Annotated in this window: 27 protein-coding genes; 3 read left to right on the top strand and 24 right to left on the bottom strand. The window is 33.8% G+C overall.

Annotated features, from left to right (window positions below; all coding sequences use genetic code 11):
- The first annotated feature begins 237 nt into the window (after positions 1-237).
- Together THEBR_RS00530 and THEBR_RS00525 are read left to right on the top strand one after the other, a co-directional pair.
- A complete protein-coding gene (locus THEBR_RS00530) occupies positions 238-1,212 on the top strand; it encodes a DnaD domain protein (RefSeq protein WP_003867867.1) in 975 nt (324 codons plus the stop codon).
- Positions 1,205-2,188: an ATP-binding protein gene (locus THEBR_RS00525; RefSeq protein ID WP_012268868.1), complete on the top strand. Its 984-nt coding sequence runs from the start codon at positions 1,205-1,207 to the stop codon at positions 2,186-2,188. The genes THEBR_RS00530 and THEBR_RS00525 overlap by 8 nt, the downstream gene beginning before the upstream one ends.
- Here the strand turns inward: THEBR_RS00525 and THEBR_RS00520 are convergent.
- The 7 genes from THEBR_RS00520 to THEBR_RS00490 form a co-directional block, all read right to left on the bottom strand.
- Positions 2,185-3,627, bottom strand: a complete 1,443-nt coding sequence (locus tag THEBR_RS00520) for a M1 family metallopeptidase (RefSeq protein WP_009052096.1) — start codon at positions 3,625-3,627, stop codon at positions 2,185-2,187. The genes THEBR_RS00525 and THEBR_RS00520 overlap by 4 nt on opposite strands.
- Positions 3,628-3,783: 156 nt before the next feature.
- Positions 3,784-5,196: a group II intron reverse transcriptase/maturase gene (gene ltrA / locus THEBR_RS00515; RefSeq protein WP_012268867.1), complete on the bottom strand. Its 1,413-nt coding sequence runs from the start codon at positions 5,194-5,196 to the stop codon at positions 3,784-3,786.
- Between the two features lie 452 nt (positions 5,197-5,648).
- Positions 5,649-6,896, bottom strand: a complete 1,248-nt coding sequence (locus THEBR_RS00510; protein WP_012268866.1) for a DUF1015 domain-containing protein — start codon at positions 6,894-6,896, stop codon at positions 5,649-5,651.
- 86 nt (positions 6,897-6,982) lie between these two features.
- A complete protein-coding gene (locus THEBR_RS00505) occupies positions 6,983-7,939 on the bottom strand; it encodes a ComEC/Rec2 family competence protein (RefSeq protein ID WP_003867862.1) in 957 nt (318 codons plus the stop codon).
- A gap of 50 nt (positions 7,940-7,989) precedes the next feature.
- A complete protein-coding gene (locus THEBR_RS00500; protein WP_003867861.1) occupies positions 7,990-8,211 on the bottom strand; it encodes a DUF3006 domain-containing protein in 222 nt (73 codons plus the stop codon).
- A 630-nt stretch (positions 8,212-8,841) separates the two neighbouring features.
- Positions 8,842-10,053, bottom strand: coding sequence for a tyrosine-type recombinase/integrase (locus tag THEBR_RS00495; protein ID WP_012268865.1), 1,212 nt, complete (start codon positions 10,051-10,053; stop codon positions 8,842-8,844).
- A 133-nt stretch (positions 10,054-10,186) separates the two neighbouring features.
- Positions 10,187-10,549, bottom strand: a complete 363-nt coding sequence (locus THEBR_RS00490; RefSeq protein WP_012268864.1) for a DUF6075 family protein — start codon at positions 10,547-10,549, stop codon at positions 10,187-10,189.
- A 240-nt stretch (positions 10,550-10,789) separates the two neighbouring features.
- Between THEBR_RS00490 and THEBR_RS00485 the strand changes: the two genes are divergently transcribed.
- Complete coding sequence (locus THEBR_RS00485; RefSeq protein WP_003867858.1) at positions 10,790-10,960, top strand: helix-turn-helix domain-containing protein; 171 nt, start codon at positions 10,790-10,792, stop codon at positions 10,958-10,960.
- A 601-nt stretch (positions 10,961-11,561) separates the two neighbouring features.
- On the opposite strand, the gene THEBR_RS11960 is transcribed toward THEBR_RS00485, so the two are convergent.
- From THEBR_RS11960 to THEBR_RS00400, 17 genes are all read right to left on the bottom strand, one after another.
- Positions 11,562-11,717 (bottom strand): hypothetical protein, encoded by a 156-nt coding sequence (locus tag THEBR_RS11960; protein ID WP_013570766.1) that lies wholly within the window; start codon positions 11,715-11,717, stop codon positions 11,562-11,564.
- 199 nt (positions 11,718-11,916) lie between these two features.
- Positions 11,917-12,336, bottom strand: coding sequence for a hypothetical protein (locus THEBR_RS00475; protein WP_012268862.1), 420 nt, complete (start codon positions 12,334-12,336; stop codon positions 11,917-11,919).
- Positions 12,337-12,589: 253 nt separating this feature from the next.
- On the bottom strand, positions 12,590-13,972 hold the full coding sequence (locus tag THEBR_RS00470) for a helix-turn-helix domain-containing protein (RefSeq protein WP_012268861.1): 1,383 nt from the start codon (positions 13,970-13,972) through the stop codon (positions 12,590-12,592).
- Positions 13,948-14,559 (bottom strand): CHC2 zinc finger domain-containing protein, encoded by a 612-nt coding sequence (locus tag THEBR_RS00465; RefSeq protein ID WP_012268860.1) that lies wholly within the window; start codon positions 14,557-14,559, stop codon positions 13,948-13,950. Before THEBR_RS00465 ends, THEBR_RS00470 begins: the two co-directional genes overlap by 25 nt.
- Positions 14,560-14,582: 23 nt before the next feature.
- Positions 14,583-14,792 carry a hypothetical protein gene (locus THEBR_RS00460; RefSeq protein WP_013570765.1) on the bottom strand — a complete coding sequence of 70 codons (210 nt, stop codon included), beginning with the start codon at positions 14,790-14,792 and terminating at the stop codon, positions 14,583-14,585.
- A gap of 220 nt (positions 14,793-15,012) precedes the next feature.
- Positions 15,013-15,216, bottom strand: coding sequence for a helix-turn-helix domain-containing protein (locus THEBR_RS00455; RefSeq protein WP_003867852.1), 204 nt, complete (start codon positions 15,214-15,216; stop codon positions 15,013-15,015).
- A 108-nt stretch (positions 15,217-15,324) separates the two neighbouring features.
- Positions 15,325-16,170, bottom strand: coding sequence for a hypothetical protein (locus tag THEBR_RS00450; RefSeq protein ID WP_013570764.1), 846 nt, complete (start codon positions 16,168-16,170; stop codon positions 15,325-15,327).
- 506 nt (positions 16,171-16,676) lie between these two features.
- Entirely contained in the window at positions 16,677-16,931 is a 255-nt protein-coding gene (locus THEBR_RS00445) for a DUF2442 domain-containing protein (RefSeq protein WP_012268858.1), read from the bottom strand.
- Positions 16,932-16,937: 6 nt separating this feature from the next.
- The gene (gene dhiT, locus THEBR_RS00440) at positions 16,938-17,186 is read right to left on the bottom strand and encodes a type II toxin-antitoxin system toxin DhiT (RefSeq protein WP_012268857.1); all 249 of its coding nucleotides are present in this window, start codon (positions 17,184-17,186) and stop codon (positions 16,938-16,940) included.
- A 1,122-nt stretch (positions 17,187-18,308) separates the two neighbouring features.
- Positions 18,309-19,985, bottom strand: a complete 1,677-nt coding sequence (locus tag THEBR_RS00435) for a type IV secretory system conjugative DNA transfer family protein (RefSeq protein WP_012268856.1) — start codon at positions 19,983-19,985, stop codon at positions 18,309-18,311.
- Positions 19,954-20,577, bottom strand: coding sequence for a replication-relaxation family protein (locus THEBR_RS00430; RefSeq protein WP_012268855.1), 624 nt, complete (start codon positions 20,575-20,577; stop codon positions 19,954-19,956). The genes THEBR_RS00435 and THEBR_RS00430 overlap by 32 nt, the downstream gene beginning before the upstream one ends.
- A 484-nt stretch (positions 20,578-21,061) precedes the next feature.
- A complete protein-coding gene (tcmP, locus tag THEBR_RS00425; protein WP_012268854.1) occupies positions 21,062-22,147 on the bottom strand; it encodes a three-Cys-motif partner protein TcmP in 1,086 nt (361 codons plus the stop codon).
- A gap of 121 nt (positions 22,148-22,268) precedes the next feature.
- Positions 22,269-23,117, bottom strand: a complete 849-nt coding sequence (locus THEBR_RS00420) for a radical SAM protein (protein ID WP_009052218.1) — start codon at positions 23,115-23,117, stop codon at positions 22,269-22,271.
- A gap of 219 nt (positions 23,118-23,336) precedes the next feature.
- Positions 23,337-23,645, bottom strand: coding sequence for a hypothetical protein (locus THEBR_RS00415; RefSeq protein ID WP_009052217.1), 309 nt, complete (start codon positions 23,643-23,645; stop codon positions 23,337-23,339).
- A 268-nt stretch (positions 23,646-23,913) separates the two neighbouring features.
- Positions 23,914-24,090 (bottom strand): hypothetical protein, encoded by a 177-nt coding sequence (locus THEBR_RS12200; protein WP_009052216.1) that lies wholly within the window; start codon positions 24,088-24,090, stop codon positions 23,914-23,916.
- A 13-nt stretch (positions 24,091-24,103) separates the two neighbouring features.
- Positions 24,104-25,132 (bottom strand): ParM/StbA family protein, encoded by a 1,029-nt coding sequence (locus THEBR_RS00405; protein WP_009052215.1) that lies wholly within the window; start codon positions 25,130-25,132, stop codon positions 24,104-24,106.
- Positions 25,125-25,643: an HD-GYP domain-containing protein gene (locus tag THEBR_RS00400; RefSeq protein WP_009052214.1), complete on the bottom strand. Its 519-nt coding sequence runs from the start codon at positions 25,641-25,643 to the stop codon at positions 25,125-25,127. The genes THEBR_RS00405 and THEBR_RS00400 overlap by 8 nt, the downstream gene beginning before the upstream one ends.
- Positions 25,644-25,667 lie beyond the last annotated feature (24 nt).

Here is a 25,667-nt window from a genome sequence, read left to right as displayed (position 1 = left end):
AGTATTCTCCTTTCTTCTGTTAATCTTTTTTAATTATACCATACTTTTTTGTAAAACCAAATTTTAATTAATGAAATTTTTAGCATCTTTCTATATTGTATGTTATACTTCAAACTAATATTCCTATATATACTTATTTAATTTAACAATATACTCAAATATTCCGATAATTATGTTAAATTCTTTTCAATTGAAGAGGCTATTTCGCTGTGTTATAATATATTCGAGGTGGGGAGGATGAGCGTTTTTAGATTTTTAAACGAAAATGACGATTGGGGAAGTACTCCCATCAGCAATTATTTTATAAATCATTTCATGTTGGATGCCCCAGGCGAATATGTCAAAGTATATATTTTGGGATTGAAATATTGCTATTATGGCAACGAAATATCTTTAAAAACTCTGGCAGATAAATTATTTATGTCAGATATAGAAATTGACAGAGCTTTGAAGTATTGGGAAAAATCAGGCCTAGTTAAATTAAAATACATAGATGGTGAATACACAGTTGAATATCTCCCAGTTATCCCACAACCAACCTTAAATCACAGCGTGTCCTTACAGGACCCTCAAGTAAAACAAATGTTTGAAGCAATTGAATTGACTTTGGGAAGGCCTTTAACCTCTACAGAAATGGAAACATATTTAAGCTGGATAGATGAATACGGCTTTTCCTTGGAAATAATAACGATGTTAGTAAGTTATTGCGCTTCTAAAAACAAAACTTCTTTAAGATATATGGAAAAGGTAGCAATAGCCTGGCATGACGCAGGTCTTAAAACCGCATTAGATGTAGAAGAATACTTAAAAGCAGAAAACAAAAGATGGCAAAATTATAGAAGGATTTTAAATGCTTTGGGTCTTAAAGAGGATGAATTAATGGAATCCCACAAAGAGATGATGGACCGCTGGATGGACGATTTAGGTTTTGATGTAGATGTGATAATAAAAGCTTGCAACGAATGTACTCTTAAATTGAATGAACCCAGTTTCCCTTATATAAATAAAATATTGATCAACTGGTTTAATGAAGGTATAAGAACAGTAGAAGATTTAGAAAATAAAAAGTCCTCTACAAAGAAAAAAACTCCTGTTACCTCAGGTTTTAAAGCTCCTAAAAACTACTTCAACAGCTACTCTCAGAGAAGTTACGACATAGAAGATTTGGAGAAAAAGCTTTTAGCCCATTCAAGGGGTGAATTAAATGAATGAAAACATCATCCATGAAATCCTTAAAGAATATGAAATGAAAAGAGATAGGGCTTTAAAAGATGCCCTCAATCGTAAAAACAAACTTTATAAAGAAATTCCTGAACTTGAAAAAATTGACGAAGAGATTAAGAAGGTAGGAATCGAAATAACTCAATCAATTTTTAAAGAACCTGAAAATGGAAGAGAACTTTTAAATCTTTTAAAAGAGAGGTTAAATAATTTAAAAAAGAAGAAGGCTTATCTCTTAGAATCTAATGGATACCCTGAAGATTATCTAGAACCTAAATACGAATGCAACATATGCAAAGATACAGGATATGTAAATAGAAAGCGATGTAAATGTTTTGACCAAAAACTTATAAATATTTATTATAAACAATCAAGTATAGCCGAAATACTTAAAAAAGAAAATTTCTCTAATTTTAATTTCGAATATTATTCAGACAAACCCTATGGTGATAAGCCTTCCCCAAGAAGCAACATGAAAAATATTGTAGAGTTTTCTCTTAATTTTATAAAAAATTTTGATACTACCGCTGAAAGCCTTTTTTTCTATGGTGACTCAGGTCTTGGTAAAACCTTTCTTGCTAATTGTATAGCAAAGGAATTATTAGATAGAGGTAAAAGTGTGATATATCGCACAGCACCAGATTTAATTGAAGGTTTGAGAATAAACAAGCTTAATGCTGATAGCAGTAGCTATAATGAATATTTGGAATTATTAAAAGAATGTGACCTCCTTATAATCGACGATTTGGGAACAGAATCTATAACTGCTTTTAGTTTGCAGGAATTTTTTAATATTTTAAATACAAGATTGTTACTTGGCAAAAAATTTATTATTTCTACAAATTTACTTTTATCAGAAATAATGGCAATTTATCCTGAAAGAATTTATTCACGAATATTTGGCCATTTTAAATTGCTCAATTTCTACGGTGAAGATATAAGGCTAAAGCGAAAAATGATAATTTAATAAAACCACTCTTGGAAAAATCCACCTGTATCTTTGCCTGTAACACTGTCCACTACGTCAATTAGGTCTTGCGTAGTGGCAATTTTATATTTGTATTTATCATAATAATTTTGAAGCACCTTTTTGAATTCTTCGTCACCTATCAGATTCCTCAGATTATAAAAAACCATTGCTCCTTTGTTATAAGCTATATTAGTGTACTCCTTCCACTCTTTAAAATCTGCCAAAGTCTTAGCTAACGAAATATCTGAATTGGTATTTAGAAATTTATTAAATTCTCCCTCTATAACAAGTCTATAAATCTCATCAGCTGTTGCCTTACCATAATACCTTTCTATATACATAATTGTAGTGTACTCCGTCAATCCCTCATCCAGCCAAGATTCTTTTATTTGATTATTCCCCACAACACCATACCACCACTGATGAGCAGTCTCGTGAGCAATTACATATTCTAAATGAAACAAATTAGCTTTTGTATACAAATCCTTTGATATCATTACAAGATTAGGATATTCCATGCCTCCCATGTAAAAATCAGTCTGTACAACAGAATATTGTTTATAAGGATACTTGCCAATATAATCATTGTAAAACTTAATTGCATCTACAGCAAATTTAAGAGCTTTATCCCCATACCCTTCTGTAAAATAATAGGATTTAACTTTTATGCCATCTACCTGCTGCTCTGCTATCTTAAATTTCGTGCTTAAAACCATAGCAAAATCTCTTACTTTTTGTGCTTCAATAACTAATTCTTTGGAATCTCCATAGTTTTTCTCTTGTTTTATCTCTCCAGTAGAGGCAACTATCATTTTTTTAGGTACTGACAATTTCACTTTGTAATTTGCTATATCACTATAAAAAGGATCTCCAAAAATGTAGTAGGGGTCATTATTCCAGCCATTTTTATCATATACAGAGAGTATAGGATACCAATTTCCTATCTGTACAGTATTGTTCCCATAGCCAAATCTACTTCTACAAGGTGGAATTTGTACTTTGTAGGTCATATTGATTTCTATTGTTTCTCCTTTTTTTAATTCTTTAGGCAAATTTATTTTTAAAATTTCCTCATTAGGTTCTTCCAATTCGTAAGTAGCTGGAATGTCTTTATCAAAAGTAACTTTTTCAATCTCTATAAATCCCGGCTGAAAACCATTAGGATAGGCAAAAGGGAGTTCTTCCTTCGTAAAAGGCAAATTCTCTTGTGTCTTGAAAGCATTTGGATATAGATGAAAGTATATTTCTTTTAAGGGGATATCATTGGTATTTATGTATTTTACTGTTTGAGTAGCGTAAATTATTTTATTTTGGTCATCATATTTTGCTTCAATTGTGTAAGATGTAAGTTGAGTCTCTTCAGGCAAAAGATAAAGCACTAAGCCGATAATTACAATTATAACTAAACCTAGTAGTGCTTTTTGTTTTATTTTCATATAACCAGCTCCCCTAAATTATCCTTCAATATATATTAGTACAAATTTTTAAATAATAGAACTTTTTCACTTAAAAAATCGAGTAGGAGCTGAATAATTATTTTATTCAGCGTCCTCTCACACCACCGTACGTACCGTTCGGTATACGGCGGTTCATTAGGAATTGTGTACAATTAGATATCTTTGGGATAAACTCTTATAACCTATGCTTTCAAAGTATTTATTTGTAAGAGTCTTATTTAGGATTGGGCTATTGGATATTCTCCAGTAGCCTTTCCTTGTATTGGCGTATTCCCAGGCTTTTTGTTCTTCTACTCCTAGTTTTACTAGGTTATCATGCTTCGTTTTTATCTTCTTCCATTGTTTCCATATACATGCCCTTAGTCTTCGCCTTATCCATTCGTCAAGGGTTTTCATTATGCTTTTCGCGTCTGCTAATCCAAAATAGTTGACCCATCCTGTTGTTATTTGATTTAGTCTTTTTATTCTGTTTTCCATGCTTATTCCCTTGTTCCGATTGGTTATTTCTCTTACTTTTTCCTTAAACCTTTTGATGGATTTTTCATGGATTCTTATTCTTACTTCGTTTTCTTTTGTGTAGAATGAAAATCCAAGAAATTTTCTTCTCCATGGTCTATCTACAGCACTTTTTGCTTCATTGATTTTTAATTTTAATTTGCTTTCTATGAATTTCTTTATGCTCTTCATTACTCTGTTTCCTGCAGACCTGCTTTTTACATATATGTTGCAGTCATCTGCGTACCGACAGAATTTGTGTCCTCTCTTTTCAAGTTCTTTGTCTAGTTCGTCCAACATTATGTTTGCTAATAGGGGACTTAATGGCCCTCCTTGGGGTGTTCCTTCTTCTGTTGATACTTTGATTCCGTTTATCATTACTCCTGATTCTAAGTATCTTCTTATTAACTTTAGTACTCTTTTGTCTCCTATCCGCTTTTCTAGTTTGGACATTATTATGTCGTGGTTTACTCTGTCAAAGAACTTTTCTAAGTCCATATCTACAACCCATGTATATCCTTCATTTATATATGCTTCTGCGGCTTTTATTGCGTCTTTTGCACTGCGTCCTGGTCTAAATCCATAACTGCTATCAGAAAATGTATGGTTGTAGACTCTATTTAGTATTTGGGCTATTGCTTGTTGTATTAGCCTATCTAGTGCTGTAGGTATTCCTAGTAGTCTTACTCCTCCATCTGGTTTGGAAATTTCTACTCTTCGCACTGGTTGTGGTTTGTATTTCCCCTCCAGCAGTTGTTGTTTTATGGTTGCCCAGTTTTCTTTGAGATACGGTAGAAGTTCATCTACTTCCATCCCATCGACTCCATGGCTTCCTTTATTTGCAACAACGCGCTTGTATGCTGCTCTCATGTTTCCTCGTTCTACTATCATTTCAAGCATCTTGCTGGTATATCTTTGTACATCGTTTCTTCTATCTTTTGACGCCGATGATATACTATGCACTTCCGTTGTCTTTTGAAATTCCATTTCTCTATTCAACGGATAGCCTCTTTGTTGAGTTGTCTGCAGTCTCTGCATATCTTTCGAGTCCATAAGATTTCCAAAACCTCCTAACGTTCGGCCCTTCCTTATCTATTCATGACTAGATAAGTACTATGACCTCTGCTGACTTCTCAAGGTTCAACCATACATCACTGTATGGGTTGTCACTTCAGAGTTCACTTTAGTGACTTGTCCTTGAGACCTCCCCGGGTAAGAACGATAACTTTCATCTCATATATCTGCCAGATTTACTGTATGGGATTCGGGTAGTGTTGGACTTCGTTTTGTTACGCAAACTCATCCATCCCAATTCAGCCTCTTATCTGGTTCTTGTTCATCAGACCGAGATTTTGCCTTAAGCTTCCTTCAGATTCCACCTCACGATGGACACCCTTGCTTTTGGCTAGTGGTTCCCACTACCAAGCCCACAGCGGACTTTCACCGCCTAGCTATCGCCCATGCCGGGCGCACATAAAAAGCACCTTAAAAAAGAAAAGGTGCTTTTATCTCAATTCATGAATAAATAATCCGCTTCTTAGTTTAGGCTCAAACCAGGTAGACTTAGGAGGCATTATCATTCTCGCATCGGCAACAGCAATTAAATCTTCAACTGTTGTCGGATGCATAGAAAAAGCCACTTTCATGTCTTCCTTAACTCTTCTTTCTAATTCTTCTAAGCCTCTAATTCCTCCTACAAAATCAATCCTTTTATCAGTTCTCGGATCTTTTATCCCCAAAATAGGATCTAACAGATTTTTTTGTAAGATGGACACATCCAAACTTTCTATCGGATCCGATGGGTTAAAAGTACCTCCTTTGGCAGTAAGTTTGTACCACTTCCCTGATAGATACATGCCAAAAGTGTGCTTTTGCGAAGGATTGAAAGGCTGGCCTTCATTACATTTCTCTACTTCAAATTTCTCTTTTATCTTCTCAATAAATTCACTTTCAGAATAGCCGTTTAAATCTTTTACCACCCTATTATAAGGCATGATATAAACTTCATCATGGGGCACTAACACTGCTAAAAAATAGTTAAACTCCTCATCTCCTTTATAATCAGGATTTTGTTCTCGCCTCTTTAAGCCTACTTTTACAGAAGCAGCAGCCCGATGATGTCCATCTGCAATGTAAAGATAGTCTATTGCCTTAAAAACAGAAGTAATTTTATTTATTAAGGATTTGTCATCTATAATCCATACTGTATGTCTTATTTCATCCTCTGATGTAAAATCATATATAGGATTTTTGCTCTCCATCCAGCTATTTAACAACTTTTTAAGCTCTTGATTGGCTTTGTACGTTAAAAAAACTGGACTCGTGTGAGCATCACAGTAATCCATGTGATTTATTCTATCCTGTTCTTTCTCCGGCAGAGTAAGCTCATGCTTTTTAATTATTCCTTCTAAATACTCATCAATCGAAACAGTCGCTACCAATCCCACTTGACTCCTGCCGTTCATTATTTCTCTATAGATGTAACAGTTCTCCTCATTATCTTTTATTAACAGTCCTTTTTTAAGCATTCTGTCAAAATTTTCTCTCGCTTTTTCATAAACTATTTCATCGTAAGGATTTATAGATGGAGCTAAATCTATTTCTGCTCTATCCACATGAAGAAATGAATAAGGATTATCTTTCGCCAAATTCCTCGCTTCTTCGGTATTTACGACGTCATAAGGCAAGGACGCTATTTTATCTGCCAATCCTGGTACAGGCCTTATTGCCTTAAAGGGTTTTACTGTAGCCATAATAATCCTCCTAAAAATTTATTTCAACTGGTTTCAATGCTTTTATTATATCATATCACTTTATAAATGCAATGTATTAAAGTAAATTATCTTTTAATCTCACTTCCCGACAAATTATCACCTGGTTCTACATTAAAATTTATAGTTTTGCCATCACTTACTGCAATTACAGTCCCACATTCATCTGTTCTATATACTATTATTCCTAATGACCTAAGCTTTTTCATTGTTTCTTTGTGGGGATGACCATAGTCATTGTATTTACCGCAAGATATAACAGCATATTTAGGATGTACTGCCTTTAAAAATGCCCAAGTAGAAGATGAAGAACTGCCATGATGTCCAATTTTTAAGACGTCGGCTTTTAAATTATATCCTTTACTTAGCATTTCCTTTTCAGATTGTTCACTAGCATCTCCTGTAAACAAAAAAGAGGTATTACCATACGTAATTTTTATTACCGCACTATAATTATTTAAGTCCTCGTAATGGGAACTATTTGGCGCAAGCATTTTTGCAATTATACCATCTCCAAGGTCAATTACTACTCCTGTTTTTGCAACGTTTATCGAAAGTCCTTTTGATTTTGCTGCCTTTAGAACTTCTTCAAATGTCCTCGTTGTAGTGGTTACTTTAGGCATATAAAACTTTCCTATTTTGAAGGTTTTTATAATCTCCACTATACCTCCTATGTGGTCATTATGAGGGTGGGTACCTATAAGTACGTCAATTTTATTAATTCCCTGGCTTTTTATGTACTTTATAACTTTGCTACCCATTTCAGGTGTTCCTGCATCTATTAACATCGTCTTGCCTGATGGAGTTTGTATAAATATACTGTCTCCTTGTCCTACGTCTATATAATTTACTGTTAAACTGTCTGTTGCGGATTTTTTAACTGCTTCGTGCTGTTTTTTTATTCCTTCATCCTGTAAAACCTGTTGAACTTCATGAGTAAGGGTATTGTCAAATATTGTATAATTTGTCAATATAAATGCAAATAGTATTAATATAAAGGGCAACAGTAATCTCTTCTTGTACATAGCTAAAACCTCTCCTTCAAATTATGCACCTTTTTAACATTTATCCATCTTTATTCATCTTTAAATAGGTCCTTCGCCAAATCTTCAATAGCCTTTTTGCGCTTTTCTGTTTCGCTTTTATCTACATCCACATTAAATATCAGTACGTCTCCTTCATTTACCTTCTTAGGAAGTAATTCCCGGGGGAAATTAAAAATCTTATCTTTCCATTCTATGACCGCCCAATCTCCTTCAAATCTATCTATAACACAAATTTCATTTTTTTTAGGCATTATTATCACCTCTCGTATAATATCATTGTATATAAAATTTCCAGTTAAGGTTTAAGGCCATCGGTTACTACTCCATCGAATGAATTTTAGAAACAAGCGAATACTTAGTCTGTTCCTATCACTAGCATTGGTACTATCAATTATTTTAGTGCCTATGGGTGACAAGACTTACCACAATTGATTTACCTTTAGTATTATTAAGCATCAAACCGATAGTGTCAAGATAAAATACATGGAAGGTAAGAGCTATATTTGAAGCACCAGATACCAAAACACCGAAAATGATACTAAATCAAATACAAAGAGAAGCAGCTGAAAAACCAAATAAGCTCTTCACAGATCGAAAAGATCAGATGTTGTCATTTTGTTGTCACCAACACTAAAATAAAAAAGCAAGGTACTTAAAAACCTTGACTTTTGACAAAAAAATGGAGCTGGCGAAAGGACTTGAACCTTCAACCTGCTGATTACAAGTCCCATAACAGCTACTTTTGTTGATGTTCTTTTAGGTGTTACAAGTCCTTACAACCTGCATGTATTAAGGATTTCAGCCATTTGTAATATTATGTTAAATTGCTTGAGATTCATTAAGTTTTTTTCAGTTCGCAATCAACTCGCAATCAAAAAAAATTAACTTCCAAATAGCATTTGTTTTAACTTTTGTGTAGCCTCTTCCTGCATAGTAGGTAAAACATGGCTATAAGTATCAAGTGTTAATGTTATATTCGCATGTCCCAATCTTTCACTTACTACTTTAGGATTTTCACCTGCTAATAAAAGAAGTGTAGCGCATGTATGCCTTAAATCATAAAGTCTTATATTTGGTAATCCTGCGTTTTTTAGAAGAGGTTTAAAATATTGATAATTAATATTTGCAAGGTCAAGAGGTCTTCCTGTTTCAGTAGCAAATACAAGTCCATAATCGACATATACCTTTGGGTCTTTCAATTTTTCTTCCCATTCTTCTGGTTTAAATTTATTCTTATCCTTATCATAATTGATATATTCTTTTGCCTTAAGCTTTTCCTTTGACTGTTGTTTCCTATGCTCCTTTAAGTCATTCATAACTTCTCTTGGTAAAGGAATTGTTCTTCTGCTTTGTGGTGTCTTTGGTTCTTTTAATTGCCAATTGTTTTTTACTCTGGTCAAAGTCCTTTGTACTGCAATACGATTATTTTTCCAGTCTATATCTTCCCATTTAAGGCCTAAGGCTTCACTTGGTCTCATACCACTTATAAGTAGCAATTCAAATAATATCCCCCATCTGTTATAAACACAAGCTTCTAAAAACTTTTTAGCCTGTTCTGGCGTTAAAACTTTCATCTCTTTTTTTGCCTGCTTCGGCAATGTAGTTCCATCACACGGGTTATATCTTAACATCTGCCACTTAATAGCTTGCTTTAATGCTTCATTTAAAACTGTATGTGTATATCTTATAGTTCTTGCTGATAGGCCCTGCTCTAACATATTATTGTACATATTTTGTATTATTAAAGGTGTTAATTTTAAAAGCTTATAGTTCCCAATAGCAGGATTGATATACAATCTTATCTTTTGTTCATAATCGTTGTAAGTTTTGAGTGCTAAAGAGGATTTTTTTGTCTCAAGCCATTTTTTAAGATAATCCTTAACCGTAATATTAGTTTCATCTATTGGCAATGTCCCTGTATCATACTCTACTATTTTTTTGGCTAAATATTTTTGTGCTTCTGCTTTGTTTTTACATTCGATTGTTTCAATATAGTATTTCCTTTTTCCATTACCATCAGTACCAATATAAAAGCTTATCTTATACTTCTTTCCCTTAATTATTTCTTTCACTGACCCTCTTTGTCTTGCCATAACATAACCTCCTTGAAATAGACCTATTTTATAATGCTCGTTTCACATCTTTTATACTAAAGCCTTCTTCACCTTGAATTAACCTCTTTTTGTTATTTAAGGGAAGGGAGCTGCAAAATTGCAACCCCTTTTATCAACTGTAAATCCTTTCTACAATGCCTGCCAATGCCAATAAAAAGGAATCTTTGCTCAGTCCCGAAAACACCTCTAAAGGTGTTATTTTGTAGTTGTTATAAAGATTAAATGCCAATGCAATTAGTTTTCTATCTTCATTTGTCCATTCGCCATCATCTAAACATTCTGGTTTTATTGTGTGGTCTTTAAAATCGTAAATCTTATCAATGTTTTGATAGAGACTATCTTTCCCTGATAGAATATGAAACAAAGCAATCCTCTCTTTGTCCTGTAGATGTGTTTTATCCCTCTCTAAGAGGTTAGATAACCGTTTTAAATGGTCTTCCTCAATTTCAAGCTTTACATATACCTCAGAAGGCATAAATCTTCTCTCCTTTCAACTTTAATCAATTTGGTTAATGTTCTTCTTCCTACTTTGTACGAATTTCGTACGAAACTCTTCTTTTAACTTTCCTCATATAACTTAATAAATTTAAACATATTTTATTAAGTTATATTATAATGTAATATAACGACCATGTCAATTTATTTTAATATACTTTGTTAGTTTTTATTGATATAAATTATATCCTGTGCTATTATTGTAAAAGAGGTGATTATCGTGGAAGAATACTTTACAGTAAAAGAAGTATCTGAAAAGCTAAAGCTAAATACTATGACTATTTATAAATGGATTAAACAAGGGAAAATTAGAGCTATTAAGCTTGGTGATACATGGCGAATATCTGAAAGTGAATTAAATCGGATATTGAATGAAAACAAAAACGTATAAGTGTTTTATAATCTATTATGACTTATTGTAACTTATTATACTAAATTGCTATTTCGTCTAATTATACTACTCTAAAGTGGTAAATTAGCCTTTTCCAAAAAAACAGTAAAACCTGCGAATATGTGTTCACTACCCCGCTTGCCGGTTCCTGCTATGAAAACATACAAGATTTTATACCCCCTACTTCCTCAAAGCCTTATATTTCAAGCCTTACGCTGTTTTTAAAAACCTCTATTTCGTAAAATTTTGTAAAGTTTCTAAAGCCCCTTCAAAGGCTAACGTTAGTAAACATTTTTTAACCTTCTGTAACTGCTAAAGCCTTGAAATACAAGGCTTCCATCATGTTTAAAAAAAGCCTTTTTTGTTCCATTTTGTTGCATTATGCCCTTTTTTATAGCGTCCGAAAAGTCAAAAAATGCTTCTATGACAAAGCTTACAAAACTTAATCTATAGCCTACTACAAAGCCTATAAAGGACACATTTTTTTGATTTACTTTGACACCTTACCCCTTTTCCTCTCCTTTTTGTCGCCTTTTTGTCTCTTCTTTTTGTCGCTTTTCTCTCAATTTACTGCTCTTTTGCTGCTGTTTTACCGCTCTTTTTAAACCTCTTCTACTCCTTTTTGCATCTCTTTTGCAACCTTTTTGCTACTCTTTTGCTCTCCTTCTGCTCTTTTTTGTGACCTTTTTGTGACCCTTCTGTGACCTTTCCACTCCCTTAAAACCTTAAGTTTTACTAAGTTAGCATTTGTTAGCATTTCAGCCCCCCTCGTGTGAAATACCTTTCTCAGGTCTTTGAATGTCAGCCGCTCGGTCTTCACCTTTCCTTCAAAAAAACAAGTAGGGGGGTATTTATTGTATTATTCCCCTTCTATAAGATAAAGGGAATTTTGTGCACGCTAAACTATGCCCGCCGGTTCTCAAGAAGGTTATATAAAATTTCTTTATACCCCTACCCTATAAATTTTTACTAACTATCTTATATGCCTTTATCTCTTCGTCCCAATAGATAGTATAAATATCTACCTCATATTTTTTAGCCATTTCTTTAGCCTTTTTATATGCCTCTTCTATTTCTGCGAATACACTATATAGCTCTGCTACACCTTCATATAATTTACTAATACTCTTTTCCCTAAAGGCTTGATTAACCTTTTCCATAGCTTCATTATGTTTTTGATTAAGTGTAGGATTATGTTTTTCAATCCATGTAATAGCTCCATAACTGCCATTTTCATAATATTTTTTTGCTAATTCTTCTACTTTTTCTTTAAGGTAGTTATAAGCTTTATCTTCATCCCATTTTTGTTTTTGTTCCCATGCTTTTTTAACTTTATTTAAAATATTCTTATCTTCCCAATAAGATTTAGCTTCCATTTTTACACCTCCTTCGCTTAATGTTTTTTATTTTATTACGTTCAAAAAGGTCATTAAGGTCAAAAAGCCTAACCATACGCATTGTAGCCATTACAAAAAGTAAACAAAAAGGTTCAAAAAGATTTTTATTAAAAGGACTAATACTAACAAATATAAAGTTTTTGACTTAATGTTACTTATTGTTTTCTTTTTGTTTTAGCATTAAACCCTTACTACAAGCCTTTTTGACCTTTTTGTGCTTTTTTACCTAATACTATTTTTGTTCATTAAGTTCCCATACTGTTTTAGGCCTGCCTTTAGTAGGTATACTTTTCCCACTGATTAACCCTTTAGCTGAAAGTCTCTGCAAAGTGTCTCTTATTCTTATTGCTGGTATTTTTCTATTAAAGACATTTACAAAAATCTCTGTTTGTGTCATAGGACCTCTTTTTAATGCTTCCAATATTCTATCTTGTATCTCATCACCTGAACTATCGCCAAAAATAAACTCTATCGATTGTTCGCTTCTCTGCCATATTGCAATAGCCCCTTCTATATGCTCCTTTCTTATGACCTTTGATTTATCTAATATCGCATAAATCAATGATAATCTTAAAACCTGTGCTTCTGCTCTACTGGTAATAGCCCCAATCACTCCATCTTTATCCTCTGTCAAAATTGGATATGCTTCTTTCCAAAATTCTGTTGCTTCATCATCTCTACGTATTTCACCTTTATTTTCTCTTGCCCATCTAAACACATCATCTAACTTTTGTATAATTTCGTTATAGATTGTATCTGGTATAACTGGACCTTCTGGCAATAGTTTGCTTCTTCTTACACATTGCCATATAAATCTGTTCGCAAATCCGTTAAATAATTCTACGTTCCTTAAGTGGTTCCTTAACTCTTCTACTGTAATATGGCCAATAATTGATACATGAGGTCCAGTTACAATTGCAGGATTGTTTTTGCTTAAGGACTGTATCTTATATCCATCCCATGCTTGCCTAATAATAGGTGATAATATGTTGCCTTCTCTTTGCATCCTCTTTAGGATAGTAGCAAATTCGCTTTCTGTAACTAAAAGCCTTTTATCCTCGACTCCTAAGTCAGTTAATTCTTCTTTAAATTCTCCTGTCTTTTTGTCTTTTACTTTTTCTACTATAGGGTCTCTTATAGCCCAAATAAGTCCTTCACCGCTGGCTAATCCTTCTACATTTTTATCCTTTATATAATCCTCATCTATTCTTTTAAAAGCCTCTCTTACTGGTCCTAAAGAGGTTCCTTTCCTTGCCTTTGCAGTATCACCTATTAGCAATGTGAAAATGTTTGTACCATGTGTATCTGCTGCTACTTTCGTATATATGTTTTTGCCTATATAATTACCTATCGTTGTAAGAAAGCTCATTAATAAAGCTACATTGTCGGCTTCTGTATATGGTTCAATGGCTCTTATAATTTCCCCTATAAGCCCATGATAAGCCGCTTCTGGCAAATCCTCTGGCCATGGTATAGCTTCCTCTATTTCTTCTTCCTGTATATTATCCTTCTGTCGTTGTGGTATAATAGTATTAAAGAATTTTTCTGTATTCGGTAATTGTCTTTCTTGCTTGAATTTTTTTATTGCTTCTATAACTTCTTGCTTAGTTTCCATTGTTTAACCTCCTCCACTACAAAAAGTTTATCTTGAATATTTCCCTCAAGAAGTAGGTCCAACCAGTAATTAATTAGGTCCTGCTCATGGCATGCTTCTACAAATTCACTTAGTTCCATATCTTTAGGCTCGCTAATAGCCTGCTTTATTTTTGTGTATAAATGGTTTAGTTCACATAGATAATCATAAGTCTCGTCAACTGCCTTTAAAAAGTCATTATAAAGTTTATCTTCCTCTTGTTTCTGCCGTATACGTTGCTGTATTTTTTTCTTTTCTTCTTTGGTTAATCTCCTCTCTTCAGGAAGAGGTACATTAAAATCCTCCGCTAACCTATAAACCGCTTCTAATGGTTCAAGGTTAAAATATCTCGCTACAAAATCTATAACGTCTCCATGTGCTCCACAACCAAAGCAATAAAAGGATTCTTCATAGATTGCCAATGAAGGGTTCTTATCATTATGAAATGGACACTTAATCCAATGGTACCTCCCCCTTTTAATAGGGTGCAGGCCATAATATTCTATAGCCTGCACTAAAGGAATGCTATCTTTAATTAGAGTAAATTTATCGATAGCGCTATTAATCATCTTTAACACCTTCGATTAAAATATCATTCTAATAAATCGATGACTTCAGTAATACTTAACTCATCCTCAGCTATCTCATGCTTTTTTGCATTTCCTTTGATTGTAGAAGGCCTTTTACCTAACCTATAAGGATATAAAGGACAATCTTTTATAGGACAAAGTTCAACTTCCTTATATTGATAATTGCTACATTCCAAACATTTCTTTCTAATTGCCTTCAAAGGTGTTAGCATAATTATGCCTCCCTTCCTACGTGCCTATTTTTTATTTCACAATGCTTAAAAGGTATAAATATATGCCTTAACTATTTGTCTTAAAAAAACGGTAACTATCTTATGATTTTTTACGAATTACAAGGCTTTCGATATCTTCTTTTAAGGCTTTAACGTCTTTTAACGCCTGTAGGATTAAGACTAAGCAAATAATACAAGTGATTATACTTATTAGCATTCCTTATTCAGCCTCCCTTTTCCAACCGCCGGGATATCCTTGCCCGCCATTATCAAGCCATTCCTGTAATTTATCTGGGTCTACTCTTAATTGCCTGCCTATTCGTATTACCGGTAACAGTCCTTCCCTTGCCAAGGCGTATACTCTGTCCTCCTTCAAGTCAAGTATTCTTGCTACCTCCGGTAACCTTAATAACTTTTTATCCATAATAAAAACACCTCCTATGCTCATAATAAAACATAGAAGGTGTTCAAAAAACGCAATTTTTTTAATTCATATATAATTTACCAGTAAATTCTATATGTTTCACAAAATTTACCCCTTTTTCGGTCTTCCCCCTTTGCTTGTCGGTCTTGGTTCTAAACCTACTAAATCAGCAATTTCATTAATTGCATTACTAACATTTTGCCTTGTAACATGATATTCTCTAGCTATTTTTTCTTTCGACCAACCTTGCACTTGGTATCTGACAAACCATTCAAAATGTTCAACTTGGCGTTTTTCTGTGCCTTTTACATAATTCTTTTCCTGCGCTTCCATTTTACATTTTTCAATGTATTTATTAAGGTATTCATTAAACTTCGCTTGGACCTTTTCCTTAAATTGTTTTTCTGTTTCAAACGCTATATCCCATTTAAATTTTTCCGGGAATTCAAATAAAGGTAAATCCAACCCCCAAAATACGACACCTCTATATTGCCATTCTTCATAAATTTTGCTGCCCACATATGGCGATAATCGATACCAATGGCTCATAGTTTCAATTGCAGTTTCTAATATCCAACTGCAATTAATATTATATCGTTCTGCCCATTTAATTAATTCATCCTTAAGTGGTATTAAATCTGGATAAAATTCATCTGTTAATTCATTAATATAATGGTTTATTGCATCCTCTATATCTTTATCATTCCATGCAAGTATTGTAAATTCATTTTTCTTATTTTTATATTTGTTTAATCTTGAAATATAATTTGTTTGTACCTTTTTCGCTTCTTCTATCTCTATAATTAATTGCTTATAAATAGAATAAACGTTATTATAAAGTGTATGTAATATTTCTGGCATTTCTTTTTTTATAGTATTCAAAAATATATTTCGTGCATTTTCTTTTGATATTATGTTATCTTGCGGTTCCATTTCACCATATGCTAAATTCATTGCTAACATCCTCCTTGCTTTTCCCTGCAAGGACAGGATATAATATATATGGTCGTGTATAATCCTTGGTCCTTGCCATGGGTTATTTTTTTATCTAAGTAAATCTTATAATATATTATACCATATATACACATCTAAAACTATATTAAACACTATATATAGTATATTAAAAAGTAGCTGTTTTTCAAGATTTCAACTCGCAATCAACTCGCAATCAAAAAAGGGTATCGACTTTTTATCGATACCCTTAAACCTGCTCAAATACTGGAGCTGGCGAAAGGACTTGAACCTTCAACCTGCTGATTACAAGTTGGATAAAATATCTTTTCTTGTAATTAATATGCTAATTAATGACTCTATAAATCCTTATTTTAGAGGGCTTTCGCCATTTTGCATTTATTTACATAACGCTAAATTTAAACACGTTTTTATAGCTTACGTTAGCAAAATGTTTGCATCGGACGTTCTTATTAATAAAAGTTAACTACCCATTTTACATACTCGTCTTAATTTAAACTGTGGTTAACTTCTTTACCATTTTTCCAAAGCTCATATTCACTCAAATCCATTTCGCTATTCCAACTTACACCATATCCTCCTGGATCAACTTTTACTGCTTTGAAAAAAGCTTTGCTTTTCAATAGCTCAAACTGCCACTCATTAAGCTTTGGTTTCATATCGTATTCTTTCACTATCCCATTATCAAAAGTAACAAGCAGTTTATAATCATCTGTTGGTTTCACACTGACAACTTTATACATGTTCCATCACTCCAATCCAGGCAATTTTCGAAATACCTGAGTCTCCCACATTTCTAGAAGTTCACGTTGATATTTGCTAGCCCATTCAACGACTAACTCTCTTGCTCTTCTAGGTAAATCTCCTTCAATCATTTTAAGAGTATTAATATCAAATACACCTATGTATTCTCCATATATAGCATGAAAGTGTGGTGGAAAGTGATCTCCAAAGTACATTTTAATTACTATGCCATAAAACCTTGTTATCTCTGGCATTTTACTATCCTCTCCTTAAGTCTTATTATAATTTATATTCAAAAGCAATTAATTGTCCTTTACACATCAAAAATTTCACTTCATAATTAATTATACCACAGCGTAGGAAAATATGGTTATATTTTTAACTATTCTCTTAAAACATACTGCTATAGCTTACTTTCTTTTGCCATGTGCTTACACCTCCTCATTTTTTGTTTGTTTCTTGTTTGCCCCCGGCAGTTAAAACAAAACGGCCTGCGAGCCGAAGGTCAAGGGGTCGGGGAGGGATACCGGACCGAGCACCAGCGAGGGAGGATATGCTCACCGACCCGTCAGGGCTTGCCCCTTGACCGTTAGGCGAGCAGGCGTATAATCTATGACGCGGGGCAAACAAAAAAGCACGACCGCTGCGGCGTATGCCGTCTGCGGTGGTGCTCTATTAATTCGGATTTTTGTTTTGAGCAAAGCGAAAATGAAAAATCCGGACCGCTGTCACTAAAATTCCTTCTTTTTTTATCAAAACTTTTTAAATGGTTAAGCTTTCTTATAAGTTTTTATTTTTCATTACCTTATTAATTAGGCCCTGCAAGGATTATAAATCTAACTATGTCACTTGTTTTGCCATTTCTTTGTTTACTTTTTCCCCATCTGATAAAATTCTTTAAACCTACAGTACTCACTATATACAAAAACTACTATTTTTATTTTTCAATTTTTTTGACACAAAATGAAAACACCAGGATAGAGGAAGTTCCTTTCCATCTACCCTGGTTCCCGGTATAACTTTACTTTACATTGCGGCGCTGAGGGCTGCTACGGATTCGAACGCACCTTGTGGCTTTTTTTACTCCCTCCACAAGGGCCATAGCACCCCGGGATAAGTGCCCGAATCAGAGTGCAGCCCAGGGAGTGGGCAAAAATTCTGCCATTTAAACCACCCCCTACGTAGATTTAATATCAAAAGCTCTCAAAAGTCAATATCTCCTTAGCTTTTTTGAATTACTTTTTAAATGTTAATTCATTGATTTTATTGTAAAACAGCATACCAATAATCTTGTGTTTTCATCTTCTTAAATGAAAAAGGTATCACAACTGCCCCTTATTTTTTAATTTTCGCTTTTTTATTTTTCCATTATTGACTTATACCTTTCTCACTAATACCTTCTCCACAAAAAAGGCTGGAAATTTTCTAACCACAAAAGCTTCTCCTCTTTTAAGCCGCTTTATTTCATCAGGATGCACAATAAAGCTTTTTTCTTCCTTGACTGTACCCATTCCAGTAGGTGAAATTTCATTCACCTGCATTGTGATGGTTATATCATCCCTTGTACCTATGAGTGAGGATAAAAGCTCAGCTGATACTGGTACATCCTGTCTGTGTATGATTTTAATATTTGTGTTGCCCAATATCTGCTCCATTAATTCTATTTTACCCTCTATTCTTAAATCTGCAAGCTCCTGCGTGGATAGTATGACATGAAATCCTGCAGCTCTTGATTTATTTATAAAATCTGTAACCTGAGGCCCTGCAAACACTCCAAACTCATCAAAAATTGTAAACACCTTTTTGTTACTTTCAAACATTCTCGCCGCTGTTGTCTTTAAATCAATTACTATCAGCCTTCCCAAAAGCCTTGAATATTCTGAAAATCTTAAAGCGTCTAAACTAAAAAACACCACTGCATTTTCTTCTATGCATTTTATAAGGTCAATTGTACCTTCATCTTCTGTATCAGAAAGCAGTTCTCCTATCTCGCTTTCTGAAAACACTGCCAGCCTGTTCACAAGGCCAATAATGTCTTTTTTTGCGCTGTCAATCATATCGTAAAAAGCTTCGTATTCATTTTTATCCATTTCTCCTTCCCTAACTAGTTTCTTTGCTTCTTCCAATAAAGCATTGTAGTTTAATTTTTTAGAGATGTTAACCAAATCTACTCTGTTATTTGTATTCTGTAAAATCCTTATTGCTGACTGCAGGTATCTTTCACTTAAGAATTTGTAGTGAGGCTCCGTCCAATCAGATAAACTGATAAGCTTATCTTTTAATTCCGTGAAGTTTCCAACTCTCAAAGGATTGTAGTGCATATTTCCTTCTTGTGTCACCATAGAAAAAAGATAAAACTTCTGATTATATTTTTCTGCCATATTTTTTACTTTCTCCGCAAAACCTATTTCACCTTTCCCGTCAACTATAATCACAGGTATCCCTCTTCTTGCAGCGCTTTCAATAAAATTCATAAGAGTAGTAGTTTTCCCTGCACCCGTAGCCCCTAACACCAAGCAGTGTCCATTAAGCTCCTCGTCTGTAATTTTCACTGTGTTACCGGCCTCATCAATACCTATAAGGGTTCCGTCATCCGGCTGTGACAGCTTCTCCAGTTTTTTTACAAGCCTTTCATTAAAACTTCTTTCTTTATCTTTCCCTATTTTCTTCTTTTTCTTTACCCACTCAGGCTGTGCCGCAGTATACAACTCCATCATTAGTGACAGAGTAAATCCAACAGGGATACCGACTTTTATTAAAACTATCCAGTCTAAGTTATGTGGTATCTTGCTATTAAAAAGCGACTTATAAGTCTCAAGTATCAGCTTAAAATAATCCAATATCAGCATATTAAAATCCTTTACAGTTAAAATTACAAGTGTCACTGCAGCTGCAACTGCAGCATAAACCATCCATTTCTTATTTTTTAACCTATCAGCAGCAGTGTATATCATCAATCCAAGAATAATTCCCGGTAAAAACATCAAAGCTCCTACAAGACCAATAACTAGTATCGCTATTTTATCTGTTTGCGTAAGCTCTCTGCTGTTCATCCTTAAGCACCTCGCTCAAATAAAAAATCTTAACATAATCCATTTCTTTAGCTGCTTTTTCTACCGCATCATAAACTACCCTGCTTGATACGAAATACCATATTTCATCGTAGTCAATACTTCTTTTGTAGTAGCCCATTTTCTTCTTTAAATTTCTCTCTGACTTCTTTGTGAGCTCTACTTCGACAGCTATTTTTTTACCATCCTTTATCAAAACTCCATCCGGTATCATGTCTGTCTTGCTGTCCTGCCTCAGTTCCCTCATGGAAATCCATTCTCCCTGTCTTTCTAGCTCAATGCTTAAATCTACAACCTTTAAATCGTGCTCGTAATTGGCTAAATTAACATAATGCTTCGGAGCCCATAAATTTGACCCTGAAATTTCTGCTCCTTTTTTGGTGCATATATAAACCCCTGGCTTGTTTCTGAAGATTCGTAAGGAATATAAATATTCATCATCGCACAACTTTTTCAATCTTTTATATGTATACCAAATGCCTATCTTAAATTTTTTGGCTACCTGATTTACAGTTACATACCTCATTCTATTTATCCAGTATAAAATTTCCAAATCTCTTTTTGTAAGCTGCATAGAACCACCTCCTGTAAAAAATAAAAACAGAACAGTTTTCCTGCCCTGCTAGCATAACTTTTTTATTTATATAAAACTGTTATTTATATCTGCCGAGAAGTTCACGTTGTATTGTTTTTCTTTTTATGCATTCTGTATTTTTTATTTTAAACGTCCCACCCCTACCAAATCTAGGAGCCGCGCCGAACCCTTGAGAAGCGAGACCCCGCTCTCTATACGAAGCGTTAGCGGAGTATGATGAGAGAGCGGGGTCTCGCTTCGAAACCCGAGCAGAGCGAGGGCGAGGCGACAGCCTCGGGGTGAGGCGCGGTGAGAAATTAAAAGGTAGGGGTGGGACGTTAACCATATCCAATAATGTATCCAAATCATTTCGCACTTCTATTGGATATACTATTGGATATATCGGACAATAAAAAAGACCGTCTTACAGGCCTTAATTTAATATTTCCATTCCGACTTTTTGTTCGAAAATGTTCTAATTTCTCTATAAAAATTTTATAACTACTTTGTCACTAAAAGTATTTTTCTTTCGTCGACTTTTATCAGGGTTACAAAGTATCTTTCCTTCTTCTTCAAGTCTAGTAAGTACCTCCTTGTAATTCTTTTTAATGAAAGGTTTATTTTTACTATGCTCATAAAAAAGCCTTTCAAAAGTTATTGTTTTTCCTGCATACTGTGTAAGCAATTCGTTTCTTAATTCATCTAAAGGATTTTCGTATAAATCCTTTAATGAAAGCTGTCTCTCTTTATCAGGGATATACTCAAATTTTGCAACACCATGTATTTTATCTGAGCTCAATGAAGCCATAACTTCTTTCATTATGTTATGTGCTGTAAAGTTTTTAGACAAAAATACTATGTAATGACTAGTATCTTCTTTGTCCTCATTTTTAAATCTAAAAGTAAGAATATATTCAATACCTATATCACTCATGGCCTCACGAAATTCATTCATAATTAAGCTTTCCTTATCTAGACAATTGCTTTTATTAAGCTCTTCCCGTAACTTTAAATATCTTTTTTCTCCAAACAAACTTATCATGTGTTCTTCAACCTTAGGATTTTTTATGCCGGAACGTATACGATTATAATTGAAGAAAAGTATTGCATCGCAGCCCCAATCTTTAGTCAATGAAGAAATTAACTTTTGAGTAACACCTTTATAACCCCAGGGATCTATAAAAATAAGACTTGGTATTATTGAAGTAGCAGCAAAAATATCACTTGTTTGAATATCCAATTCAAGGTTAAGAAAGATAGGTTCATATTTTAAAGATTTGATATTTTCAAGATTACTGATAGCTGATTCTAATTTACCAATATAGCGTTTATTTTTGTCATTAAATACAGTTACAAATTTGTTTCTATAATCATTGTTTTTAAGAATTAACTTCATAATAGCTATAGGAGTGGAATCTGTACCATCTTCATAATTACCTGGTCCAGAAAATAAATCAATATAACCCAATCTATCACTACGCTTATTCATAATTTTAGCCCATGCATCAAAATACTTAACAACAATCTCTTTTTTAATAAGCGACTGACTTTTAACTTCATTAAAAAACATGAAATTTTCCCTTCCTTTATCTTTCAAAAAACATAATTTGTTAAAATTTTTATATATGACTATTTCAATTTACTATCCTCTTCGTTTTAAGGACAATATCATGTTTTGCTTACATTATCTCTTATTTTACTGCTCTCTGTGTATGCTTAAAAAACAAATCTTGTGTATCATTTTGATATCCTTTTAATATATATGGAGCATCATCTGTTATTGTGCCATCTTTTATATGATACAATATATTACGTTGTTCGCAAAATCTTATTACAACATCGCTGCAATAATTGTAGAATTCCTTATACCATAAATACTCTCGTACCTTTTTATTATAATTAAGCCTGCCAAATACAATTTTATCAACAAAAGCCACTTCGTTTAGAATTACTCTCAAATCTTGATTAATAATATTTGGTGTAGGATAGGGCTCGATGCTAACCCAAGTTTTTAACCCTGCATTGTGTAATTTCTTCAAGCTTGCTATTCGGTCTTTATAATCAGAAGAATAAGGTTCATATTCTTTTTTAAAATTTTCATCTAATGATACTAAAGTAATCCCATATTCATTGTATTCACTATAGCTATTTTTATCTAATAACTCATCAGGATAGATCCCTTTAGTTAATGTAGTAACTTTGATACCATTACTGTTAAGTTTTTTAATAATTTCCAAGGATAGATTAGTGACTTCCGGATACCCCACCATAAAGGGATCTGTTGTAAAACTTAAATGTACAAAATTTATTTTGTCTTTCAATTTAGGTAATTCTTTATCCAAAATCTCTAACGAATTAGAAACTAATTTAGGTTTAATCCATTCTTCGTAAGATTTTATCCTCCCGAATCTTTTTGCCAACATATATGCATAACATGGGAATTTACAACCATGTGCACATCCTTCTACATGATTTATAGTATAGTCGCCATATTCGACACCCGTTTTATATAATAATGTTTTTCTTGTTATTCTATCCATTTAAAATACACTCCTTCGAAACCATTATAAATAAACTTCGACATCTATCATTAATTTCCTGCATAAATTTAGACTTTTTTGTGCTTTTTTATCTTACTTAGTTTTACAAAGCTATAAACTGTATCTGTTAATATCTTAGACCTAAAATCTGTATCTTTCTTCTCGCTCACGCTTTTATTATGTTTTTTATTTTTACAAGTTTTTAATATAACTATTAATCTATAGGGATAATAAATCCATTACACTCTCTATAAGTAATTTTTCTGTTTCATCAGTCTTCTGATTCTCTTCATTATTTGATTGGCTGACTGATGGACTGACTGATAAACTCTCTGATTTTGTCTCCAACTTCTTTAATATTTCTTCCAGCTTGTTGTCAATATCATCAAGCTTGCTTTTAAACTCTGCATAAAATCTTATGGCACTTCTAATAAACTCGGAGCGTTCATTGGAGCTCAGCCTGGAAAGTATTTCTTCAATATCTTCATCATTCTCTCTTATTCTAAAGCTGTATTTTTTATCTTTCATTGTATCACCTCAAAAGAATATGTCTGACACAATCAAACCCTCATGGTATCTGTATTATGGGGATTCGAATTTGCTTTTTGTCTGACATACCTTGTCTGACACTTTAAAGTCTTGATTTTTAAGCGTTTGGAGGCACAAAAATATGATTTTGTCCGACAAATACCAATTATTCAACCTCGTAATATGTCGGACAAAAGTCTTTTTTACATCCTTCAAAACCTGTTCCCATCTCATAAAACTCATGTCGGACACAAAATGTCGGACATTTTCATCTCTCTTTTATAGGTATTGAAGGCTGTCCGCTCTCACACACCCTGATTATATATTTAATCTCCCTCCTTGTAAGGTATTTTTTCTCTGAGGTATAGTAATCCACCATCTGTTTCATAAGCTCCCACACATTCTTGTAGTTCAGTTCTTCTTCATCTCTTATTCTTTTGCCCATATTCTCCCCTCTTTCACCGCACATTAACTGCTTTTTTCTCCTCTAATTCCGCAACTTTAAGAAATCCCCTGGCATTTGCAAACTGTGCATTTTTCACCAATACTATCTTTTCGTAAAAATCCTTCATATATTCCACTAATTCTTTTGCTCCTCCACCTGCCAGAAAGACAGTATTGAAGAAGTCCAGCTTACTTCCCCATATCAGCTTTATCTTATCTTTCATTACCCTTGCAATCTCGCTGCGCACTGCATCAATCTCTTTTGTAAAATCAAGTTCCCTTCCTTTATAGAATATTTTCCCGTCACTTATAAGCCTTATCAATTCAGAGACATCAATTTTGCTTCCAGTTCTCTGTGTGAATATTTTATCCACTGTATTGTTAAGAGCAGACATTCCAACTTCTACAGTCCCTGACATATCCTCTCTTAAAATGAGCTTATCTTCAACCATGAAAACTATATAATCCGTAGTCTTGAATCCTATATCGATTAAGCCTATATAGCTTCCCTTTACAAGATACTTCTGTATGTCAGCCATAACAGCATGGTACACCGCTCCGGCTGCTTGAGGGAATATAGTAACCTTCTCAAATTTGATTGTTTTTACCTTTTCATCTCCCTTAAAATATGCCATGACCTTGAAATTTTTCAGCATATTTTTAAACTCTTCCTTTTTGTGTATGTACTGCTCCAGCGGAAGACCGGTTACAATGTGCACCGGCACTTCCTCTTCTGGCAGCAGTAAAAGGCACGAAGCAGTAAGAAGTGCCCTCGTGTTGGGATGGTATATCTTATCTTCATCAAAAGCGTACGAAACATTCTTCCCTTCTCTCCTTGCCAGCTCACCAACAAAATACTCTTCTTTATTCTCATTCACAATAACGACATGCATATTATCTGCTTTATTATTATCTGTACCAAATAAGCCGCTCAAAACTCTTTCGTACGCATTTCCAACCAGTGAAGGAAATAGTACTTCTTTTCCTTTCTCATTAATTCCTTTTACATACCCGTAACCGAGGTCCAAACCAACCTTAAACATATGCATCCTCCTCCTTAAACATCTTTACAAAAATTTTTACAACCTCAGGATCAAACTGTGTGACCGAACATCTTATTAACTCTTCAACTGCTTTATCATTTGAAATGGGTTTTTTATATATCCTGCCGGCTGTCATAACATCAAACGCATCTGCTACCGCAATTATCCTTGAACACAAGGGAATTTTTTCACCGTGGAGGCCATCAGGGTAGCCTCTTCCATCGTATCTCTCGTGGTGGTGTCTTACTGCAGAAACCACAATGCTGTCAAATCCAATTTTTCTAAGCAGTTCTGCGCCATATAATGAATGCATTTTTACTACCTCAAATTCTTCGATTGATAGAGGTTCCTTCTTGTTAAGCAAACTTTTTGGTACAAATAACTTCCCAATATCATGAAAAAAGGCTGCAGTCTCAAGAAGTTTAATTTCTTTTAAAGGCAGACCAATGTAAATTCCAATATTCCTGCACAGTACTCCAACGCTGTATTGGTGTTTTATAAGGTCCTCCAAAAGCTCTTCTCCTTTCTTTTATTG

The organism is Thermoanaerobacter brockii subsp. finnii Ako-1, from assembly GCF_000175295.2.
Lineage (GTDB): Bacteria > Bacillota > Thermoanaerobacteria > Thermoanaerobacterales > Thermoanaerobacteraceae > Thermoanaerobacter > Thermoanaerobacter pseudethanolicus.
Note: the sequence above shows the minus strand (reverse complement) of the source record. Positions and strands in the feature narration are given on the sequence as shown.

What these genes read in the sequence shown, in the direction of transcription:
- THEBR_RS00530 (WP_003867867.1), top strand. Translation starts at nt 238, where the DNA reads ATGAGCGTTTTTAGATTTTTAAACGAAAATGACGATTGGGGAAGTACT.
- THEBR_RS00525 (WP_012268868.1), top strand. Translation starts at nt 1,205, where the DNA reads ATGAATGAAAACATCATCCATGAAATCCTTAAAGAATATGAAATGAAA.
- THEBR_RS00520 (WP_009052096.1), bottom strand. Translation starts at nt 3,627, where the DNA reads ATGAAAATAAAACAAAAAGCACTACTAGGTTTAGTTATAATTGTAATT.
- ltrA (WP_012268867.1), bottom strand. Translation starts at nt 5,196, where the DNA reads ATGGACTCGAAAGATATGCAGAGACTGCAGACAACTCAACAAAGAGGC.
- THEBR_RS00510 (WP_012268866.1), bottom strand. Translation starts at nt 6,896, where the DNA reads ATGGCTACAGTAAAACCCTTTAAGGCAATAAGGCCTGTACCAGGATTG.
- THEBR_RS00505 (WP_003867862.1), bottom strand. Translation starts at nt 7,939, where the DNA reads ATGTACAAGAAGAGATTACTGTTGCCCTTTATATTAATACTATTTGCA.
- THEBR_RS00500 (WP_003867861.1), bottom strand. Translation starts at nt 8,211, where the DNA reads ATGCCTAAAAAAAATGAAATTTGTGTTATAGATAGATTTGAAGGAGAT.
- THEBR_RS00495 (WP_012268865.1), bottom strand. Translation starts at nt 10,053, where the DNA reads ATGGCAAGACAAAGAGGGTCAGTGAAAGAAATAATTAAGGGAAAGAAG.
- THEBR_RS00490 (WP_012268864.1), bottom strand. Translation starts at nt 10,549, where the DNA reads ATGCCTTCTGAGGTATATGTAAAGCTTGAAATTGAGGAAGACCATTTA.
- THEBR_RS11960 (WP_013570766.1), bottom strand. Translation starts at nt 11,717, where the DNA reads ATGCTAACAAATGCTAACTTAGTAAAACTTAAGGTTTTAAGGGAGTGG.
- THEBR_RS00475 (WP_012268862.1), bottom strand. Translation starts at nt 12,336, where the DNA reads ATGGAAGCTAAATCTTATTGGGAAGATAAGAATATTTTAAATAAAGTT.
- THEBR_RS00470 (WP_012268861.1), bottom strand. Translation starts at nt 13,972, where the DNA reads ATGGAAACTAAGCAAGAAGTTATAGAAGCAATAAAAAAATTCAAGCAA.
- THEBR_RS00465 (WP_012268860.1), bottom strand. Translation starts at nt 14,559, where the DNA reads ATGATTAATAGCGCTATCGATAAATTTACTCTAATTAAAGATAGCATT.
- THEBR_RS00460 (WP_013570765.1), bottom strand. Translation starts at nt 14,792, where the DNA reads ATGCTAACACCTTTGAAGGCAATTAGAAAGAAATGTTTGGAATGTAGC.
- THEBR_RS00455 (WP_003867852.1), bottom strand. Translation starts at nt 15,216, where the DNA reads ATGGATAAAAAGTTATTAAGGTTACCGGAGGTAGCAAGAATACTTGAC.
- THEBR_RS00450 (WP_013570764.1), bottom strand. Translation starts at nt 16,170, where the DNA reads ATGAATTTAGCATATGGTGAAATGGAACCGCAAGATAACATAATATCA.
- THEBR_RS00445 (WP_012268858.1), bottom strand. Translation starts at nt 16,931, where the DNA reads ATGTATAAAGTTGTCAGTGTGAAACCAACAGATGATTATAAACTGCTT.
- dhiT (WP_012268857.1), bottom strand. Translation starts at nt 17,186, where the DNA reads ATGCCAGAGATAACAAGGTTTTATGGCATAGTAATTAAAATGTACTTT.
- THEBR_RS00435 (WP_012268856.1), bottom strand. Translation starts at nt 19,985, where the DNA reads ATGAACAGCAGAGAGCTTACGCAAACAGATAAAATAGCGATACTAGTT.
- THEBR_RS00430 (WP_012268855.1), bottom strand. Translation starts at nt 20,577, where the DNA reads ATGCAGCTTACAAAAAGAGATTTGGAAATTTTATACTGGATAAATAGA.
- tcmP (WP_012268854.1), bottom strand. Translation starts at nt 22,147, where the DNA reads ATGTTTTTTAATGAAGTTAAAAGTCAGTCGCTTATTAAAAAAGAGATT.
- THEBR_RS00420 (WP_009052218.1), bottom strand. Translation starts at nt 23,117, where the DNA reads ATGGATAGAATAACAAGAAAAACATTATTATATAAAACGGGTGTCGAA.
- THEBR_RS00415 (WP_009052217.1), bottom strand. Translation starts at nt 23,645, where the DNA reads ATGAAAGATAAAAAATACAGCTTTAGAATAAGAGAGAATGATGAAGAT.
- THEBR_RS12200 (WP_009052216.1), bottom strand. Translation starts at nt 24,090, where the DNA reads ATGGGCAAAAGAATAAGAGATGAAGAAGAACTGAACTACAAGAATGTG.
- THEBR_RS00405 (WP_009052215.1), bottom strand. Translation starts at nt 25,132, where the DNA reads ATGTTTAAGGTTGGTTTGGACCTCGGTTACGGGTATGTAAAAGGAATT.